This window comes from Blastococcus sp. TML/M2B (assembly GCF_016612865.1).
Taxonomy (GTDB): Bacteria; Actinomycetota; Actinomycetes; order Mycobacteriales; family Geodermatophilaceae; genus Blastococcus.
Window position 1 is genome coordinate 1,542,811 of record NZ_JAENZZ010000002.1, and the last position, 18,157, is coordinate 1,560,967.

Here is an 18,157-nt window from a genome sequence, read left to right on the forward strand (position 1 = left end):
CGTGGGACGCATCACAGGGTTCCTCACCCCATCGCGGCAGCGATCGAGCCGGCCCGACGCACGTCCGCCCGATCGCCGACCGACGAGGAGCCCTTGTGCGCCGCGCCACGACCGTCCTGCTCACCGCTCTGCTGACCGTCGGGGGGACGGTCGTGCTGGCCCCACCGGCAGCCGCCGCCGAGATCGTCCCGCGCGACCTGACGATCACCGCGACGGGCCTGGGGCCGGAGGGCCGCACCTGCCAGATCGACGCCGACCTGTACGTGCCCGACGGGGTCACCGCCCGCCGCCCGGGGCCCGCCCTGCTGGCGACCAACGGCTTCGGCGGCACCAAGGACGACCAGGCCGACTTCGCCCAGGGCTTCGGCGAGCAGGGCTACGTGACGCTGTCCTACACCGGTCTCGGCTTCGTCGACGGCGACCTGTGCCCCATCACCCTCGACGACCGCGAGCACGACGGCGTGGCGGCGAGCCAGCTGATCCGCTTCCTGGGCGGGGACCCCTCGGTCGTCGCGGTGGACGACGCGACCGGCGAGCGGGTGGTGGTCGACCAGGTGATCCGGCAGGACCGCCGCACGCGGGTGGCGCACGACCCCGCCGTGGGCATGGTCGGCGGCTCCTACGGCGGCCAGATCCAGTTCGCCGCCGCCGCGGTCGAGCACGCGGCCGGCACCGACCGGCTCGACGCGATCGTCCCGATGATCACCTGGAACGACCTCTCCTACTCGCTCAACCCGGACAACAGCGGGTTCCCCGGTGGCACCGCGCGCAGCGGCTCGGTGAGCTCGCCGGACACCGGCGTCTTCAAGTACCAGTGGTCGCTGCTGTTCACCGCGCTCGGCCTGGTCAGCGGCCTGCAGGACCTGCCGGCCCTCGGCGACCCCGCCCAGGTGCGCAACCTCGCGAGCGGCAACTGCCTCCACTTCGACGCCCCCGTCTGCACCGCGCTCGCCGAGGTCGCCGCCACCGGCTACGCGGGCGCCGGCTCGGTGGACTTCCTGCGGTCGAACTCGGTGGCGAGCTACGTCGACGACGTCCGCACGCCGACCCTGATCGCGCAGGGCCAGGCCGACACCCTGTTCAACCTGCAGGAGTCGGTGGCCACCTACTCCGCGCTCAAGGCGCAGGGCACCCCGGTGTCGCTGGTCTGGCACTCGTGGGGGCACAGCGGCCTGGACCCGCTGCCCGGCGAGCTGGACGAGCGGAACCCGGGGACCTCCTACCAGGGCCGCCAGGTGCTGGCCTGGTTCGACCACTACGTGCGCGGCCGCGGCCCGGCGCCCGAGCCGGTGTTCGACTACTACCGCGACTGGGTCATGGCGGAGACCGGCGACATCGAGCAGGCGTACGCGTCGGCGCCGTCCTACCCGGTCGGCACCGAGCGGACGCTGCACCTCTCCGGCGGCGGGCTGCTCGGCGGCTCGCTGGTCGAGGACCCGTCGCGGGTGGTGCCGGGGCTCAACGGCTTCAGCAGCGTCCTGCCGTTCGGCCCGAACTACACGGAGACCGCGTTCCTCGACCAGACCGGACCGGTCACCGACCCGCCCGGGACGGCGATCCGCTTCTCGACGCCGCCGCTGACGCAGCCGCTGGACGTCGTCGGCTCGCCCCGGCTCACCGTGCAGCTGGACGCCCCGGCCGTCGCGGCCACCCAGCACCTGGGCCCCGGCGCCAGGCTGACCGTCTTCGCGAAGGTCTACGACGTCGGCCCCGACGGTGCGGTGGAGCTGCCGCACCGGCTCATCTCCCCCGCCCGGATCACGGACGTGACGACGCCGGTCACCATCGAGCTGCCGGCGATCGTGCACCGCTTCGCGCCGGGCCACCGGCTCGCGGTCGTGCTCGCCGGCGGCGACCTCGCCTACCGGGGCGCCACGCTGCCGCAGCCGGTCACGCTGCAGACCGGGCCCGGGCGGGTGCAGCAGCTGACGCTGCCGGTGGTCAGCCCCTGAGGCGGGCGCGCAGCGCGTCCGCGGCCCCGGCCGGAGCGCCGAGGTCCGCACCGGCCACCACGAGCACGTCGTCGATCCCCCGGTCCGCCAGCAGCTCCCGCACGCGGCGGACCGGGGCCTCGTCGTCCCCGGCCGGCACGACGGCGACGGCGTCGGCGTCCTCCTGCACGACGGTCGCGGCCAGCTGGTCGGCCGCCTGCGGCCGGTCGGTGTAGACGACCTCCACCCCGGCGTCCCGCAGCGCGCGGGCCAGGACCTGGGCCGTCCGGTCCTCGTCGGCGTCGCCGGGCCCGGCGACGACCACCCGGATGCGCTCCTCCACGGCGGGCAGCCTAGGAGAGCGGGTCAGGGGCGGCGGAGCCGCCAGGCCAGGGCTGTCAGCACGCCGAAGCCCACGCCGGCCACCAGCAACGCCGCACCGGGAACGGTCCAGCGCAGGTCGTCGGAGACGACGGCGTCGCGGACCCCGCCGAGCCCGAGGGTGAGCACAGTGACCGCGATCGCCAGCAGCCCGCCCACCGCGGCCAGCCGCGGGCGCAGCGAAGGGGCGGTCACCGAGCACAGCACCAGGGCGCCGGCGAGCAGCAGGCCGCCCAGCAGCGCCAGGCCCGGCCGCTCGAGCAGCGCCTGCGGGCCCTCGCGGGTCACCACGACCTGCAGCCCGGTGGCCGGATCGGTGACCAGGTCGTCGGGCACGTCGGCGGCGGGCAGCGTGAGGGAGAGGACGGCGCCGACGCCGAGCAGCACCGAGGCGCCGGCCAGCGGACCGCGGACGGCGTCCAGCGCGCCGCCGTCCTCCATCACCGTGCGCCCCCAGACGGCGACGGCCACGGCACCGGCCAGCACGGTCAGCGCGAGCGCGGCGAGGCCCGCCACCCAGCCGGGACCCACGTGGATGTCGCTGGTCAGCACGCGCTCCCCCGCGAGCACCTCCACGCCGGGCCGGGCGGTGGAGCCGCGGCCGCGGTAGAGCTCGATGAGCAGCTGCCCCAGCGCGAGGGCGCCGGCCACCGCCGCGTACGCCAGCCCGAACTTCGGGACGGCGGAGCGCACCAGCGAGACGCCGACCGCCGCCGAGACCAGCGGGCCGAGCAGGGCGACCAGGACGCCGGGAGCGCTCCCGCCGAGCACGAGGTCCCGGCCGTCCACCTCGAGGTAGGTGGGGAACGCCGAGACGACGCCGGCCAGGGCGGCGAGCAGCAGGAGCACCCCGGCGACGCGGACGGCCGGCGGCACGGCACCGACGACCAGGCCCTCGCGGGAGGCGCCGGTGCGGATCTCGGGGGCAGGCACGGGTCTCCCTCCGTTCCAGGTCACGAACCGGCGTCGATCGGTCGTCGTTCCGGCGGTGTACGTGTGACGGGCGCCACACAGGCGTATTACCGTCGGGTGAACGGAGCACTCAGGGTGCACCGCTCCGGGACGGCCGACCCCCGGCACCACCGGCGGACCACAGGGGAGACGAGGGCCATGCGACCGACGAGCGTTCCGGACTCCGGACCAGCGTCGCACACGACAGCCGCTCCGGAGGGCGCACCACGGAGCGCCCTGCGCAGCCTCTGCAGCCCCGCCGCGCTGACCGGCGGCCTCACCGAACTGGCCTGGGTCGGGGCGCACGCGCTGATGTACCCGATGGGCGCCCGGACCGAGCAGCTGCAGACCGATCCGGGCTCCCGGCCCGGTCAGTCACCGGCCGTGCGGGCGCTGTTCGCCGCCGATCCGCTGGCCGCGCGCACGCCGGTCCTGCTCGTGCACGGGCTGGTCGACAACCGGTCCATCTTCGCCGTGATGCGCCGCAGCCTGCGCCGTCGCGGCTTCTCCTCGGTCTGCTCCTGGAACTACAGTCCGTTGCTGCGCGACGTCGCGCGGGGGGCCGCGGACCTCGGCGCGCACATCGAGCGGATCTGCGCGCAGACCGGGCACGACCGCGTGCACGTGGTCGGGCACAGCCTCGGCGGGCTCATCGCCCGATACCACGTGCAGCGGCAGGGCGGCGACCGCCGGGTCGACTCCCTGGTCACCCTCGGGACGCCGCACGGCGGGTCGCTGCTCGCGCACGCGCTCCCCACGCCGCTGGTCCGCCAGCTGCGGCCGGGCTCCCCGGTGCTCCAGGAGCTCGCCGAGCCGGTCGAGCGCTGCGACACGCGGATCACCGCGGTCTACAGCGACCTCGACCAGCTGGTCCTGCCGACGTCGGCCGGCCGCTGCGACCACCCCGACCTCGGGGCCCGCAACCTGCTCGTCCGGGGCGTGGGGCACATGTCGCTGCCGATCAACCGCGGCGTCCTCGATGAGGTCGCGCTCACGCTGGCCGGCTCCCCCGTCGCAGGTCACGAACCGGTGCACGCCGCCGCCTGAGCGGCCCTGCCGGTCTCGTTCCGTTACCTGCGGCACACGCCGCGACACGGTGCGTCAATACGCCTCCGCACCCTCACTCGTCGTTACGGTTCGGTCACGGCGCCGGGAACCCACCGGCGCGCTCCCGCGATCGGAAAGGTGCACCGTGACCGGTCCCAGTGCACCCCCACTCCTCCAGCGCAGCCGCCCCGAGGACGGCGCCACCGGCCGGATCGAGCTGCTCGACGGCCGCCGGACGCCGGTGATCCCCGTTCCGCGCGGCGCCACCACGGCGCTGGTCCGCGCCGCCGCGGCCGACGACGCCGAGGCCACCACCACGGAGGCCCCCGAGGTCACCGTCGAGGCCACCACCGAGCCCGCCGGGGCGACCGCTGGTCGCCGCCGCCCCCCCCGGCTCGCCGCGCTCCGCCGGCTCCCCTCCCCGCCCGGCCGCCGCGCACCGATCTGGTTCGCCGCCCTCGTCGTCGGCGCCCTGGTCGCCGGCGCCCCGTCGGTGCTGGGCAGCGGCCCCGAGGAGGTCACGGTCACCGCCTCCGACCTGGGGCTCGGGACCGCGCCGGACCACAGCTTCAGCGGCGGGCTCGAGGACGCCGGCGTCCGCCGCGGCATCACCGAGGCCGAGGCCCAGGCCCGCCTCGGCGAGCTGGCCGCCTCCCGCGCCGCCCGCCAGCCCACGACCGTCCTCCCCGTCGCCGGCCGGCTCACCACCTGCTTCTGCAAGCGCTGGGGCGCCATGCACTGGGGCCTGGACCTGGCCGCGCCGCTCGGCACCCCGATCTACGCGGCCTCCGACGGCGTCGTCGTCAAGGCCGGGCGCGCGTCGGGCTACGGCAACGCCGTCTACATCCAGGACGCCGACGGCAACGTGCACATCTACGGGCACATGCGCTACTACAACGTCTCGGCCGGCGACATCGTGCACGCCGGCGACGTCATCGCGAAGGTCGGCAACGAGGGCCAGTCCACCGGCCCCCACCTGCACTACGAGATCCACCGCGGCGGCATGACCGGCAAGCCGACCGACCCCCGCGTCTGGCTCGCGGACAGAGGCGTGACGGTCTAGAGCTTCACCAGCGGGGCGTAGCGCAGGACCAGGCGCTTGGTGCCGCCCGAGCCGAAGTCGACGGTGGCCTGCGCCTTGTCGCCGGCACCGGTCACCTCGACCACGGTGCCCAGCCCGAAGGCGTCGTGGCTCACCCGGTCGCCGACGTCCACGGAGATGACCGCCCGGTTGCCCAGACCGCCGCGCAGCCCCCCGGTGGACAGGCCGGTGGCCGCCACCCGGGTCTGCGCGGACGAGTAACCGGTCGACGGCGCCGGGACCGGGTCCAGGCGCTCCCAGTGGATGGTGTCGGCGGGGATCTCGTCCAGGAACCGGGACGGCGGGTTGTAGGCCGGCTGCCCCCAGCTCGTGCGCACGGTGGCGCGCGAGATGAACAGCCGCTGCTGGGCGCGGGTGATGCCGACATATGCCAGCCGGCGCTCCTCCTCCAGCTCGCGGGGGTCGCCGAGGGCGCGCAGGTGCGGGAAGACGCCGTCCTCCAGGCCGGTCAGGAAGACGACCGGGAACTCCAGGCCCTTGGCGGTGTGCAGCGTCATCATCGTGACCACGCCGGCGTCATCACCGGTGACCGGGATCTGGTCCGCGTCGGCCACCAGGGACACCTGCTCGAGGAAGTCGGTGACCGTGCCCTCGGGGTTGGCCGCCTCGAACTCGGCGGCCACCGAGATGAGCTCGTTGAGGTTGTCGACCCGGCCCTCGTCCTGCGGGTCGGTGCTGGCCTGCAGCTCGGCGAGGTAGCCGGTGCGGTCCAGGATGCTCTCCAGCAGCGCGGCCGGGCCCGAGCCGGTCTCGACCAGCTGCTCGAACTCCTCCAGCAGGGCGAGCGAACTCCTGGATGGCCTTGAGCGAGCGGGTGGCCAGCTCCCCGATCTCCGAGCACCGGCGCAGCGCCCCGGCGAAGGGGATCCGCTCCCGGTCGGCGAAGTTCTCGACGCACGCCTCGGCCCGCTCGCCGATGCCGCGCTTGGGGGTGTTGATGACCCGGCGCAGGCTGACGATGTCGGTCGGGTTGGCGACCACCTTGAGGTAGGCCAGCGCGTCGCGGACCTCCTTGCGCTCGTAGAAGCGCACCCCCCCGACGACCTTGTAGGGCATGCCGACGCGGATGAACACCTCCTCGAACACGCGGGAGGCGTTGTTGGTCCGGTAGAAAACGGCGATGTCCTTCGGCTGGGCCTCGCCGGCGTCGACCAGCGCGTCGATCTGCTCGGCGACCCAGGCGGCCTCGTCGTGCTCGTTGTCGGCGACGTAGCCCTCGATCAGCTCGCCGTCGCCGGAGTCGGTCCACAGGTTCTTGGGCCGGCGGCCGGTGTTCCTGGCGATGACGGTGTTCGCGGCCTTGAGGATGCGTTGCGTGGAGCGGTAGTTCTGCTCCAGCAGGATCGTGGTGGCCTGCGGGTAGTCGCGCTCGAACTCGTCGATGTTGCGGATCGTCGCGCCGCGGAAGGCGTAGATCGACTGGTCGGCGTCGCCGACGACGCACAGCTCGGCCATCGGGACCGGGCCCTCACCGGTGCCGACGAGCTCGCGGACCAGCATGTACTGGGCGTGGTTGGTGTCCTGGTACTCGTCGACCAGCACGTGGCGGAACCGGCGGCGGTAGTGCTCGGCGACGTCGGGGAACGCCTGCAGCAGGTGCACCGTGTTCATGATCAGGTCGTCGAAGTCCATGGCGTGCGCCTGGCGGAGGCGCTGCTGGTACAGCGTGTAGGCCTGCGCGAGCACCTTCTCCGGCGGCGTGACCGGCGCGAAGCTCTCCTCGTCGATCAGCTCGTTCTTCAGGTTCGACACCTGCGCGGCGAGGCTGCGGCCGGGGTAGCGCTTCGCGTCGAGCTCGAGATCGCGGCCGACCATCGTCATGAGCCGGACGGAGTCGCCCTGGTCGTAGATCGTGAACGTGGACTTCAGGCCCAGCTTCGCCGCCTCGGCCCGCAGGATGCGCACGCACATCGAGTGGAACGTCGACACCCACATCGCGCGGGCGCGCGGCCCGACGAGCTGGGCCACCCGCTCCTTCATCTCGCCGGCGGCCTTGTTGGTGAAGGTGATCGCCAGGATCTCCCCGGGCGAGGCGTGCCGGGCGCCGAGCAGGTAGGCGATGCGGTGCGCCAGCACGCGGGTCTTGCCCGACCCGGCACCGGCGACGATGAGCAGCGGACCGCCCTCGTGGACGACGGCCTGCCGCTGCGGGCCGTTGAGCCCGGCGAGCATGCGGTCGAGCTCCCGTCCCAGGGAGCCGGGGGCGGAGCGCTGGAGTGCGGCTGTACCGGGGAGGGCCTGCTGGACGCTGCTCATGACGACATCACTGTAAGCCGGACGGGTGACGCTTCCGGGCGGTTGTGGCAGACTCCCCAACGTGCTCGCCACGACGACCCAGTTTTTCTACGGCCACCGGGTTCCGGTCGCCGTCACCGCTGGCTGAGCACAGCCGCACCAGACGCCCCGGGCCCACAGGCTCCGGGGCGTTTCTCGTTCCAGGGCCCGGGCCGACCCGCTCCCCGAAGGACGACCGATGAACACCTCCACCACCTCCCCCGTCGCCGTGACCGGCTCCGAGCTCGACCGGATCGGCGAGCTGCGCGAGCAGATCGACGCCTGCGACGCCGCGATCATCGAGCTCGTGCAGCGACGGCTGGCGATCTCCCGCGAGATCGGCGTCAACCGCTTGGCCTCCGGCGGCACCCGGCTGAACCTGGCCCGCGAGCAGCAGGTGCTGGCCCGCTTCCAGGACGCCCTGGGCACCGACGGCGCGGCGCTCGGCATGCTGCTGCTCCGGCAGGGCCGCGGCCGGCTCTGAGCTCCCGCGGGATCAGAGCCAGGCGCGCCAGACCAGCGAGTCGTCGTCGCTGAGCGCCGCGGTCTCCAGCACGTCGCCCGGGCACCGCGCGCCCAGCTCCGCGCCGAGCGCGTGCGCCTGCTCCAGCGCGGCCTCCAGGTCGGCGGCGTCGCACTCGGTGGAGGCGCGCAGCGCAGCGCGGTCCGGCTCGCGCCACACCCGCAGCTCCGCGTCGTCCGGCCGCAGCGCCGCGGTGACGGACTCGACGGTGGCGTCGTCCACCGCGGTGGTCGCCCGCAGCACGGCGTAGATGGTGAAGGTCGGCACGGAGCGAGTCTGCCCGATGCCCGATGATGCTCCCCGTGGAGAACCGGTGACCGACCTCCTCGGCGAGTTCGACCGCGCCCGCGGCCTGCTGTTCTCGGTGGCCTACTCGATGCTCGGCGGCGTCGCGGACGCCGAGGACGTGGTGCAGGACGCCTGGCTGCGCTGGTCGGCGGCCGACCGGGACGACGTCGACGACGCCCGCGCCTACCTGGTCCGCGTGACCACCCGCCTGGCGCTGGACCGGCTGGACTCCGCGCGGGCCCGGCGGGAGAGCTACGTCGGCCCCTGGCTCCCCGAGCCGCTGCTGACCGGCCGCGCGACGGTCGCCGCGGCACCTCCCGGAGCCGACCCGACGGACGCGGTCGAGCTGGGCGAGCAGGTCTCGATGGCGCTGCTGGTCGTGCTGGAGACGCTCTCGCCGGCCGAGCGGGCGGTGTTCGTGCTGCGCGAGGTGTTCGGCCTGCCGCTCGCCGAGGTGGCGACCGCGCTGGGCCGCACCGAGCCCGCCGTCCGGCAGATGGCCCACCGGGCCCGCGAGCACGTGCAGGCCCGCCGTCCCCGGTTCGACGCCGACCGCGACGCGCAGCGCGAGGTGACCGAGCGCTTCCTCGCCGCCTGCGCGGGCGGCGACCTCGGCGCCCTGGTGAGCGCGCTGGCCCCCGACGCTGTGCTGATCAGCGACGGCGGCGGCAAGGCGAAGGCGGCGCTGCGGCCGATCACCGGCGCGGACAAGGTGGCCCGCTTCGCCGTCGGCATCGCCGCGCAGGGCCTCGCGCTGCCCGACCTGCGGATCGAGATCGCCGACCTCAACGGCTCCCCCGCCGTCCTCGTGTGGAGCGGTGACCAGCCGGAGATGACCATGTCCCTGGTCGTGGTGGACGGCCGCATCACGCAGGTGCTCGTCGTCCGCAACCCCGACAAGCTCGCCGGTCTCTCCGTAGGCTCGCGCGGGTGACCGCCCCCCAGCCCCAGCGCCCGGCCGAGCACGTCGAGCGGGTGCTCTGCGTCCTCGCCCACCCCGACGACGTCGACTTCGGCTCCGCCGGCACGGTGGCCACCTGGACGGCGGCCGGCACCGAGGTCACCTACTGCATCGTCACCGACGGCGACGCCGGCGGGTTCGACGAGACGCCGCGCGACCGGATGGGCCCGCTCCGCCGCGAGGAGCAGCGCGCCGCGGCCATGGAGGTGGGGGTCGAGGACGTCCGGTTCCTCGGCTACCCCGACGGCCGGTTGGAGCTGACCCTCGACCTGCGCCGCGACATCAGCCGGGTGATCCGGCAGGTGCGCCCGCAGCGGGTGCTCACCAGCTCCCCGGAGCGGTTCTGGGAGCGGGTCGGCGCCAGCCACCCCGACCACATGACCGTCGGCGAGTCGACGCTGCGCGCGGTCTACCCCGACGCCCGCAACCCCTTCGCCTTCCCCGAGCTCCTCGACGACGAGGGCCTCGAGGCGTGGACGGTGCCGGAGGTGTGGCTCGGCGCCAGCCCGCGGGCCGACCACGCCGTCGACGTGACCGACGTCGTCGACCGCAAGTTCGCCGCGCTGAAGTCGCACGTCACCCAGGTGAGCCACCAGCCCGAGGGCTGGGTCGAGGAGTTCGTCGGCGGCTGGATGCGCCAGACCGCGCAGCGCTTCGGGCTGCCCGAGGGCCGCATGGCCGAGGCCTTCCACGTGGTGTTCACCGGCTGAGCCGATCAGTTCCGGGCCGCCGTCGGGTCTGCCCTCACGGGGACGACGAGGAGGCGGCATGGAGCAGGCGGAGCGGATCGCGGCGGCGGTGACCGGCGCGGTGGCCGACGGGCAGGTCCCGGGCGCCGCGTGGTGGGTGGACCGGGACGGCGCCCTGGTCGCCTGCGGCGCCGCGGGGGTGCACACGCCGGGCGGCGGCGACCCGGTGGCACCGGACACCGTCTTCCGGATCGCCTCGATCACCAAGCCGGTGGTCGCGGCGGCGGCAATGTCGCTGGTGGACGACGGGATCCTCCGGCTCGACGACCCCGTCGACGCGCGCTGCTCCCCGAGCTCGCCGACCGGCAGGTCCTCGCCGACCCGGCGGACGCCGCCGCCGGCACGGTGCCCGCCGCCCGGCCGATCACCGTGCGGGACGTGCTGACCTTCCGGCTCGGCCTGGGCTTCGACTTCACCGTCCCGTGGCCGTCGCCCGGGATGGCCGCGCTGGAGGCCGCCGGGCTGCCGCCCGGGTGCTGGACCCGCTGGGCATGCGCAGCACCGGCTTCGGGGTGCCGGCGTCGGCCCGCGACCGGCTCGGCCCGCACTGGTTCCCGCCCGGCCCGGACGGGGAGCGCGAGCTCTACGACGCCGCGGACGGCCAGTGGGCGCGGCCGCCGGCGTTCCCCGACGGCGGCGACGGGCTGGTCTCCACCGTCGAGGACATCGCCGCCTTCGCCGGGATGCTGCGGTCCGGTGGCCGCGCGCCGGAGGGCAGCCGGGTGCTGAGCGAGGACGCCGTCGGCGCGATGACGACCGAGCAGGCCGGCCCTGTGGACGACGAGGGCGGTGGGTGGCGCCTGGGCATCGGCGTCCGCATCACCGACGAGCCGGGCGGCCGGCACGCCGGCTCCTACGGCTGGGACGGCGGGCTGGGCAGCTCGTGGTGGACCGACCCGGCGACCGGCGTGACGGCGGTGCTGCTCACCAACCAGACGTGGGCCTCGCCCCAGCCGCCACCGGTCTTCGACGCCTTCCGCTCGGCCGCCTTCTCCCCCCGCTGGGATCAGGTGACCTGATCCGCGAGCGTCCTCCCTCACCGCACACCGTGAGGGAGGACGCTCTGCGGTGAGGGAGGACGGTTGCCGGGGCCGCCGGTACCGCGTCACCGACCCCGGTACCGCGCTCGACCGCGGTAGCCGGGGGTGCGGTGCGGTAGCGCCTTAGGTCGGAACGGCTCCTGGCCGCGGTGTCGTCCGGAGGACGACGATGTCAGAGCAACCGGTTCGTCGCTGCCCACCTCGTGAGCTCGTTGCGGTTGGAGAGCTGCAGCTTGCGCAGCACGTTGGAGGCGTGCGACTCCACGGTCTTCACCGAGATGAACAGCCGGGAGCCGATCTCGCGGTAGGTGTAGCCGCGGGCCAGCAGCTGCATGACCTCGCGCTCGCGGGCGCTGAGCAGGTCCAGGCCCGGATCGGTCGCCTCCTCGGCGGGGGCGGCCGGTGCGGGGCCGGCGGCGGAGAACGCGTCCAGCACGAACCCGGCCAGCCCGCGGGCTGAAGACGACGTCCCCGTCGGCGACCCGCCGGACGGCGTCGAGCAGGTCGGCCCCGGAGATCGTCTTGGTGACGTAGCCGCGCGCGCCGGCGCGGATGACGGCGATGACGTCCTCGGCGGCGTCGGAGACCGACAGCGCCAGGTACTTCACCTCGGGCAGCTCCGCGCGCAGCGTCTCGAGCACGGTGCGCCCGCCCCCACCGGGCAGGTGCACGTCGAGCAGGACGACGTCGGGGCGGGTGGCCCGGATGCCGTCGACGGCGGTCGGCACGTCGGGCGCCTCGCCGACGACGTCCACCGAGTCGCCGAGCTCCGCGCGCACGCCGGCCCGCACCATCGCGTGGTCGTCGACCACGAAGACGCGGGTCACGCGGCCGCCACCCGGGGCAGGTCCAGTTCCACTTCGGTCCCCTCTCCGGGGGCGGAGCGGATCTGCGCCGTCCCGCCCAGGCGTGTGATGCGGCCGGTCACCGAGTCGCGCAGCCCGCGCCGGTCCGCCGGGACGGCGTCGGCGTCGAAGCCGGCACCGCGGTCGCGCACGAACACCGAGACCCGCGTCGGGGTCACCTCGGTGTACAGGTCGGCGGTGGTCACCCCGGAGTGCTTGGCCACGTTGACCAGCGCCTCGCGGGTGGCCGCGCCGAGCGCGGCCAGCGCGTCGTCCACCGGGGCGTCGCCGACGACGACGTGGTCCACGACCAGCGCGTGGTCGGCCTCGACCTCGGCCACCATGCCGGCCACCAGCCCGGCCCAGGTGCCGCCCTCGCGGACCACCTTCGGGTCGTACAGCCACGCGCGCAGCTCGCGCTCCTGGCTGCGGGCCAGCCGGCTCACCGCCTGCTGGTCCTCGGCGTGCCGCTGGATGAGCGCGAGGGTCTGCAGCACCGAGTCGTGCAGGTGCGCGGCCACGGCGGCCCGCTCCTCGGAGCGGATGCGGGCGGCGCGCTCCTCGTCCCGGGAGTCCAGCAGCCGCCGCCACAGCGGGGCCGTGGCCAGCAGCAGGCCGGTGAGCAGCACGAGGGTGGCCGCGAAGCCGTTGCGGGCGTTGGCCAGCTGCCCCGTCGTCGCCAGGAGGAAGACCAGCCCCGCGCCGGCCAGGACCACGCCGCCGGCCAGCGTCCAGCGGGTGCCGGCCACGGCGAGGGTGCGGTCGGTGTCCAGCTGCCGCCAGATCACCGCGAGCCCCGCCCCGACCAGCACCAGCGGGAGGACGACGTCGGAGCTCGACCAGCGGGTCAGCTGGCCGAGCAGGCTGGCCGCGACCAGCCCGAGGACGACGGTGGCGATCCACTGCTTGGCCCCCGCGGGCCGCCAGCCCGGCAGCGGCGGGGCCTCGGCGGACTCGTCGCCCGGCGCGGCCACGGGCATGGTCAGCCACAGCAGCCCGTAGGCGACGATCCCGATCCCCGTCGTCGCGAGGATGGCGAAGGCCACGCGCACCACCAGCGGGTCCTGCCGCAGGTGCGCGGCGGTACCCGCCGCGACGCCCGCGATGGCCCGCCCCGACCGCGGGCGCACCAGCGGCGGGCGCCGGGCCGGCGCGGACAGGGTGGTGGTCACGCCGTCGATCGTCGCACCGCGCCGGGCGCGGCCGGTACCGGTGATCACCCCCGGAGAGGAACCAGGGTCGGGTGGGGGCCTTCCCTGATGGTCAGGGGCCGCCGCGGTCGGCAGGCTCGGTGCCATGACTTCGGCATCCCCTCCTCCGCCGCCGGCGCCGCCGCTCGAGCCGCCGGCCTGGCAGCCCCCTCCGCCGCCGCCCGGCCCGGCCGTCCGCCCGCAGCTGCGCCGCAGCCGCAGTGACAAGGTCATCGGTGGCGTCGGCGGCGGGCTGGCCGAGTACAGCGGCATCGACGCGCTGCTGTGGCGGGTCGGCTTCGTCGCCCTCGCCCTGGCCGGCGGCACCGGCGTCCTGGTCTACCTGCTGCTGTGGCTGCTCATGCCGGCCGGCGCGGGGCAGGCCGGGTACCCCGGCGGCGAGCCGGCTCCCCGCCGTCCCGCGGGGCCCCGCTCCCCCGTGCCGGGTCTGACGCTCGCCGGCGTGCTGATCGTGGTCGGCGCGCTCGCGCTGATCGCCCGGTTCACCGACTGGGACCCCGACGCCACCGTGTTCCTCGGCGGCGGGCTGATCGTCGTCGGCGCCGGCCTGGTGGTCGCTGCGTTCACCGGCGGCCGCACCGCCCGCGGGGCGCTCATCGCGCTCGGCGCCGTCCTCTCACTGGCCCTGATCGCCGCGGAGTCGGTGCCGTGGGACAAGGCCGGGGGCGGCTTCGGTGACCGCCGGTTCGTGCCGGACACCGCGGCCGAGGTCCGGACGGTCTACGACGGCGGCGTCGGCGACATGACCGTCGACCTGTCCGGGGTCGACGTCAGCGACCTCGACCGGCCGATCCGCACCACCGTGGAGCACGGGCTCGGGGACGTGGACATCGTCCTGCCCCGGGACGCCGACGTGCGGGTGACCGTCGACTCCGGGATGGGCGAGGTGTCCCTCTTCGGCCGCGACGGGCTCACCGACGGCACGTTCGACGGCACCGGCTCCGGTTCGTGGGTCGGCGACGGCGAGTTGGAGATCATCCTGGACGTCGACGCCGGCGTCGGGGACGTGGAGGTGACCCGTGGCTGAGTGGCAGACCGTGACCCCGCTGGAGACGGAGGACGGCGGCACGCCCGCACGCCGCCGTCCCGACCTCGGCGCCCTGATCCCCGGGCTGGTGTTCATCGCCTTGGCCGTCCTGCTCATGTCCCCCGCGGACCTGCCGCAGGAGCTGTTCGACGGCGTGCTGGCGTGGATCGTCGTGATCCTCGCCGGGATCGCGCTGATGGTGAGCGAGCTGCGCCGGATGCGCCGCCGCCGCTGACGGACCCGCCGGTGCGCGGGGAGGGGGCCCGGGAGCGATCAGCTCCCGGGCCCTCCGGCGTCCCGGGAACCCGGTGTCGGCGCCGGGCGTCGACCAGGCATGCGCCGCATCGTGCTGTTCCTCGTCGGAGTGCTGGCCCTCACCGCCTGCGGTTCGGACGACGGCGGCGCGGGCACCGGAGCCGACGACTCCGACGCCCCCGAGGTCACCGGGGAGTGGCAGCTGGCGTCCGGGTCGTCCATCGGCGCGGACCTGCCCTCCCCACCCGGAGTCACCGCCACCCTGACCCTGTCGGACGGGCGGGCCAGCGGGACGGCGTTCTGCAACCGCTACATGGCCTCCTACGAGCTGGACGGGTCGTCCTTCTCGTTCGGCGACATCGGCAGCACCCTGATGGGCTGCGAGCCGGACGTGATGGCCGCCGAGAGCGCCTACCTGGAGGCGCTCGCCGGCGTCGACACCGCGGTGCGGGACGCCGGCGACCTGCTGCTCACCGGCGCGGGCATCGAGCTGCGGTTCACGCCCGTCCCCGCCGTCCCCGACAGCCCGCTGGAGGGCACCCGCTGGGTGCTGGAGACGCTGGTCGACGGCGAGACGGCGTCCTCGGTCCAGGGCGAGCCGACCCTCGAGCTGAGGGCGGACGGCACGGCCGCGTTCACCACGGGGTGCAACGGGACCACCGGGAGCTGGCGCCGCGACGGCGACCGCGTGACCGTCGAGCCGGGTGCCTCGACCCTCGGCCAGTGCGATCCCGCGGCGCAGAGCCAGGACGAGCAGGTCCTCGCCGTCCTCACCGGGGGCGCGACCGTGGTGATCGAGGGCGACCGGCTGACCCTCACCGCGCCGGAAGGCCGCCAGCTGGTCTACCGGGCGGGGTGACTCACTCCCACTCGATGGTGCCCGGCGGCTTGCTGGTGACGTCGAGGGTGACCCGGTTGACCTCTGCGACCTCGTTGGTGATCCGCGTGGAGATCTTCGCCAGCACGTCGTAGGGCAGCCGGGTCCAGTCCGCGGTCATGGCGTCCTCGCTGGACACCGGCCGCAGCACGATCGGGTGCCCGTAGGTGCGCCCGTCGCCCTGCACGCCCACCGAGCGGACGTCGGCCAGCAGCACCACGGGGCACTGCCAGATCTCGCGGTCCAGCTTCGCCGCGGTCAGCTCGGCGCGGACGATCGCGTCGGCCTTGCGCAGGACGTCCAGCCGCTCCTGGGTCACCTCGCCGACGATCCGGATGCCGAGTCCCGGGCCCGGGAAGGGCTGGCGCCACACCATCGCCTCGGGCAGGCCGAGCTGCACGCCGACCTCGCGGACCTCGTCCTTGAACAGCGTCCGCAGCGGCTCGACCAGGGTGAACTGCAGGTCCTCGGGAAGCCCGCCCACGTTGTGGTGGCTCTTGATGTTCGCCGTCCCGGAGCCGCCGCCGGACTCCACGACGTCCGGGTAGAGCGTGCCCTGCACGAGGAAGTCGACGGATCCCCCGTGCTCCTTCGCGTCGCCGACGACGTCGAGGGCGGCCTGCTCGAAGACCCGGATGAACTCGCGGCCGATGATCTTCCGCTTCTCCTCGGGGTCGGAGACCCCGGCGAGGGCGGAGAGGAACTGCTCGCGGGCGTCGACGACGCGCAGGTCGACGCCGGTGACGGCGACGAAGTCGCGCTCGATCTGCTCGGTCTCGCCCTCGCGCATGAGCCCGTGGTCGACGTAGACGCAGGTGAGCCGGTCGCCGATGGCGCGCTGCACGAGCGCCGCGGCGACGGCGGAGTCCACGCCGCCGGACAGCGCGCACAGCGCCCGGCCCTCGCCGACCTGCGCGCGGATCCGCTCGACCTGCTCCTCGACGACGTTGGCCATCGTCCAGGTCGGCTCGAGGCCCGCGATGTCGAAGAGGAAGTGCTCGAGCACGGTCTGCCCGTGCGCGGTGTGCCGCACCTCGGGGTGGAACTGGACGCCGGCGAGCTTGCGGTCGACGTCCTCGAACGCGGCCACGGGCGCACCCGTGGAGGTGGCGGTGACGGTGAACCCGGGGGGTGCCGCGCTGACGGCGTCCCCGTGGCTCATCCAGACGTCCTGCTGGATCGGCAGGTCGCCGAACAGCCGGGCCTCGGTGGTGACCGTCAGCGGCGTGCCGCCGTACTCCCGGTCGCCGGTGCGCGCGACGGTGCCGCCCAGCGAGGCCGCCATGGCCTGGAAGCCGTAGCAGATGCCGAACGCCGGGACGCCGGCCTCGAACAGCGCGGGGTCCACCTGCGGGGCCTCGGGCGCGTACACGCTCGACGGCCCGCCGGACAGGATGATCGCGGCCGGCTTGCGGGCGACGATCTCCTCGGCCGGGACCTCGCACGAGACGATCTCGGAGTAGACCCCGGCCTCGCGGATGCGCCGGGCGATGAGCTGGGCGTACTGGGCGCCGAAGTCGACGACGAGGACGGTCGGGAAGTCCATCAGTCCTCGTCGCCCCCGGCCCGGCCGCCGATGACCAGGTCGACCCGCTGGAACTCCTTGAGGTCGCGGTAGCCGGTCTTGGCCATGGTGCGGGCCAGCGCCCCGAACAGGTTGGTGCGGCCGTCGGCGGACTCTGCCGCCCCGAGCAGCACGTCGTGCAGCGACCCCACCGGCTCGACCGGGGCCGAGGTCGTGCCGCGGGGCAGCCGCGGGTGCGCCGCCACCGAGTCCCACCAGATGCCGCCGCCGGGGGCCTCCGCGGCCGCGCGCAGCGGCTCGCCGAGCTGGACGGCGTCGGCACCGCAGGCCAGCGCGCGGGCGATGTCGCCGCTGGTCTCGATCCGGCCGTTGGCGATGACGTGCACGTACCGGCCGCCGGTCTCGTCGAGGTAGTCACGGCGGGCCGCCGCGGCGTCGGCGATCGCGCTGGCCAGCGGCACGCGGATGCCCATGACGGCGTCGGTGGTGGAGAAGCTGTCGGCGCCCACGCCGACGATGACGCCGGCCGCGCCGGTGCGCATGAGGTGCAGCGCCGTCGTGTAGTTCGCGGCCCCGCCGACGATCACCGGGACGTCGAGGTCGGCGATGAACTCCTTGAGGTTGAGCGCGTCCCCCTGGCTGGTGACGTGCTCGGCCGAGACGATCGTGCCCTGGATGACCAGCAGGTCGACGCCGGCGGCGAGCACCGTCGGCGCCAGCTGCTCGGTGTGCTGCGGGGAGACGCGGACGGCGGTGGTGACGCCGGCGTCGCGCATCTCGCGGATCCGGTCGGCGACCAGCTCGGGCCGCACCGGCTCGGCGTAGACCTGCTGCAGCAGCGACACCGGCGGCGCACCGCCGTCGGCGGCCTCGCGCAGCTTCCGGTAGACCGGCAGCGGGTCCTCGTAGCGGGCCCACAGCCCCTCGGCGTTGAGCACGCCGAGGCCACCGGCCTCGCCCACGGCGACCGCCGTGGCCGGGCTGACGACGGCGTCCGACGGGCTGGTGACCAGCGGGATGTCGAACCGGAAGGCGTCGATCTGCCAGGCGGTGGAGACGTCGTCGACGTCCCGGGTCCGCCGCGAGGGGACGATCGACACCTCGTCGAGGTCGTAGGCGCGGCGGGCGAAGCGGTTGAGGCCGATCTCGACGGTGTCGCGTGCGCTCATG

The 18,157-nt window shown here is 74.8% G+C and carries 20 protein-coding genes and 1 pseudogene; 11 read left to right on the plus strand and 10 right to left on the minus strand.

Annotated features, from left to right (window positions below):
* Window positions 1-95: 95 nt before the first annotated feature.
* Window positions 96-1,952, plus strand: a complete 1,857-nt coding sequence (locus tag JKP75_RS15905; RefSeq protein ID WP_200490295.1) for a CocE/NonD family hydrolase — start codon at window positions 96-98, stop codon at window positions 1,950-1,952.
* Here the strand turns inward: JKP75_RS15905 and JKP75_RS15910 are convergent.
* A complete protein-coding gene (locus JKP75_RS15910) occupies window positions 1,942-2,274 on the minus strand; it encodes a cobalamin-dependent protein (protein WP_200490293.1) in 333 nt (110 codons plus the stop codon). The genes JKP75_RS15905 and JKP75_RS15910 overlap by 11 nt on opposite strands.
* A gap of 23 nt (window positions 2,275-2,297) precedes the next feature.
* The gene (locus tag JKP75_RS15915) at window positions 2,298-3,245 is read right to left on the minus strand and encodes a hypothetical protein (protein ID WP_309229907.1); all 948 of its coding nucleotides are present in this window, start codon (window positions 3,243-3,245) and stop codon (window positions 2,298-2,300) included.
* Between the two features lie 177 nt (window positions 3,246-3,422).
* Here JKP75_RS15915 and JKP75_RS15920 point away from each other — a divergent pair, with 177 nt between their 5' ends.
* Both JKP75_RS15920 and JKP75_RS15925 read left to right on the plus strand, forming a co-directional pair.
* Window positions 3,423-4,310 carry an alpha/beta fold hydrolase gene (locus JKP75_RS15920; protein ID WP_200490291.1) on the plus strand — a complete coding sequence of 296 codons (888 nt, stop codon included), beginning with the start codon at window positions 3,423-3,425 and terminating at the stop codon, window positions 4,308-4,310.
* Between the two features lie 145 nt (window positions 4,311-4,455).
* Window positions 4,456-5,373, plus strand: coding sequence for a M23 family metallopeptidase (locus tag JKP75_RS15925; protein WP_309229908.1), 918 nt, complete (start codon window positions 4,456-4,458; stop codon window positions 5,371-5,373).
* Here JKP75_RS15925 and JKP75_RS21730 read toward each other — a convergent pair.
* Window positions 5,370-6,041, minus strand: coding sequence for a 3'-5' exonuclease (locus JKP75_RS21730; protein ID WP_309230013.1), 672 nt, complete (start codon window positions 6,039-6,041; stop codon window positions 5,370-5,372). The genes JKP75_RS15925 and JKP75_RS21730 overlap by 4 nt on opposite strands.
* The gene (locus JKP75_RS21735; protein WP_309229909.1) at window positions 5,932-7,668 is read right to left on the minus strand and encodes a UvrD-helicase domain-containing protein; all 1,737 of its coding nucleotides are present in this window, start codon (window positions 7,666-7,668) and stop codon (window positions 5,932-5,934) included. Before JKP75_RS21735 ends, JKP75_RS21730 begins: the two co-directional genes overlap by 110 nt.
* Window positions 7,669-7,885: 217 nt before the next feature.
* On the opposite strand from JKP75_RS21735, the gene JKP75_RS15935 reads away from it, so the two are divergent.
* Window positions 7,886-8,170, plus strand: a complete 285-nt coding sequence (locus JKP75_RS15935) for a chorismate mutase (RefSeq protein WP_200490287.1) — start codon at window positions 7,886-7,888, stop codon at window positions 8,168-8,170.
* Between the two features lie 12 nt (window positions 8,171-8,182).
* Here JKP75_RS15935 and JKP75_RS15940 read toward each other — a convergent pair whose 3' ends face one another.
* A complete protein-coding gene (locus tag JKP75_RS15940; protein ID WP_200490285.1) occupies window positions 8,183-8,476 on the minus strand; it encodes a hypothetical protein in 294 nt (97 codons plus the stop codon).
* 46 nt (window positions 8,477-8,522) lie between these two features.
* On the opposite strand from JKP75_RS15940, the gene sigJ reads away from it, so the two are divergent.
* From sigJ to JKP75_RS15960, 4 genes are read left to right on the plus strand one after another with little or no spacing between them, the layout of a single operon-like run.
* Window positions 8,523-9,431, plus strand: a complete 909-nt coding sequence (sigJ, locus tag JKP75_RS15945; RefSeq protein WP_309229910.1) for an RNA polymerase sigma factor SigJ — start codon at window positions 8,523-8,525, stop codon at window positions 9,429-9,431.
* On the plus strand, window positions 9,428-10,168 hold the full coding sequence (locus JKP75_RS15950; RefSeq protein WP_200490281.1) for a PIG-L deacetylase family protein: 741 nt from the start codon (window positions 9,428-9,430) through the stop codon (window positions 10,166-10,168). The genes sigJ and JKP75_RS15950 overlap by 4 nt, the downstream gene beginning before the upstream one ends.
* Window positions 10,169-10,226: 58 nt before the next feature.
* A complete protein-coding gene (locus JKP75_RS15955; protein ID WP_200490279.1) occupies window positions 10,227-10,592 on the plus strand; it encodes a serine hydrolase in 366 nt (121 codons plus the stop codon).
* A 37-nt stretch (window positions 10,593-10,629) separates the two neighbouring features.
* Entirely contained in the window at window positions 10,630-11,226 is a 597-nt protein-coding gene (locus JKP75_RS15960; RefSeq protein ID WP_200490277.1) for a serine hydrolase, read from the plus strand.
* Window positions 11,227-11,419: 193 nt separating this feature from the next.
* Here JKP75_RS15960 and JKP75_RS23475 read toward each other — a convergent pair whose 3' ends face one another.
* The 3 genes and pseudogenes from JKP75_RS23475 to JKP75_RS15975 all read right to left on the minus strand — a co-directional run bounded on the left by JKP75_RS23475 (window position 11,420) and on the right by JKP75_RS15975 (window position 13,264).
* Window positions 11,420-11,683 (minus strand): helix-turn-helix transcriptional regulator, encoded by a 264-nt coding sequence (locus JKP75_RS23475; RefSeq protein ID WP_309229911.1) that lies wholly within the window; start codon window positions 11,681-11,683, stop codon window positions 11,420-11,422.
* 109 nt (window positions 11,684-11,792) lie between these two features.
* Window positions 11,793-12,041 (minus strand): annotated as a pseudogene (locus tag JKP75_RS23480) (response regulator transcription factor); the annotation flags it as partial.
* 29 nt (window positions 12,042-12,070) lie between these two features.
* Entirely contained in the window at window positions 12,071-13,264 is a 1,194-nt protein-coding gene (locus JKP75_RS15975; RefSeq protein ID WP_200490275.1) for an ATP-binding protein, read from the minus strand.
* A 124-nt stretch (window positions 13,265-13,388) separates the two neighbouring features.
* On the opposite strand from JKP75_RS15975, the gene JKP75_RS15980 reads away from it, so the two are divergent.
* The 3 genes from JKP75_RS15980 (at window position 13,389) to JKP75_RS15990 (ending at window position 15,444) form a co-directional block, all read left to right on the plus strand.
* Window positions 13,389-14,330, plus strand: coding sequence for a PspC domain-containing protein (locus JKP75_RS15980; RefSeq protein WP_200493233.1), 942 nt, complete (start codon window positions 13,389-13,391; stop codon window positions 14,328-14,330).
* Window positions 14,323-14,565, plus strand: a complete 243-nt coding sequence (locus JKP75_RS15985) for a hypothetical protein (protein WP_200490273.1) — start codon at window positions 14,323-14,325, stop codon at window positions 14,563-14,565. Before JKP75_RS15980 ends, JKP75_RS15985 begins: the two co-directional genes overlap by 8 nt.
* A gap of 99 nt (window positions 14,566-14,664) precedes the next feature.
* The gene (locus tag JKP75_RS15990; RefSeq protein WP_200490271.1) at window positions 14,665-15,444 is read left to right on the plus strand and encodes an META domain-containing protein; all 780 of its coding nucleotides are present in this window, start codon (window positions 14,665-14,667) and stop codon (window positions 15,442-15,444) included.
* A 1-nt stretch (window position 15,445) separates the two neighbouring features.
* Here the strand turns inward: JKP75_RS15990 and guaA are convergent, their stop codons facing one another.
* Entirely contained in the window at window positions 15,446-17,008 is a 1,563-nt protein-coding gene (gene guaA / locus JKP75_RS15995; protein ID WP_200490270.1) for a glutamine-hydrolyzing GMP synthase, read from the minus strand.
* A complete protein-coding gene (locus JKP75_RS16000) occupies window positions 17,008-18,156 on the minus strand; it encodes a GuaB3 family IMP dehydrogenase-related protein (RefSeq protein WP_200490268.1) in 1,149 nt (382 codons plus the stop codon). Before JKP75_RS16000 ends, guaA begins: the two co-directional genes overlap by 1 nt.
* Window position 18,157 lies beyond the last annotated feature (1 nt).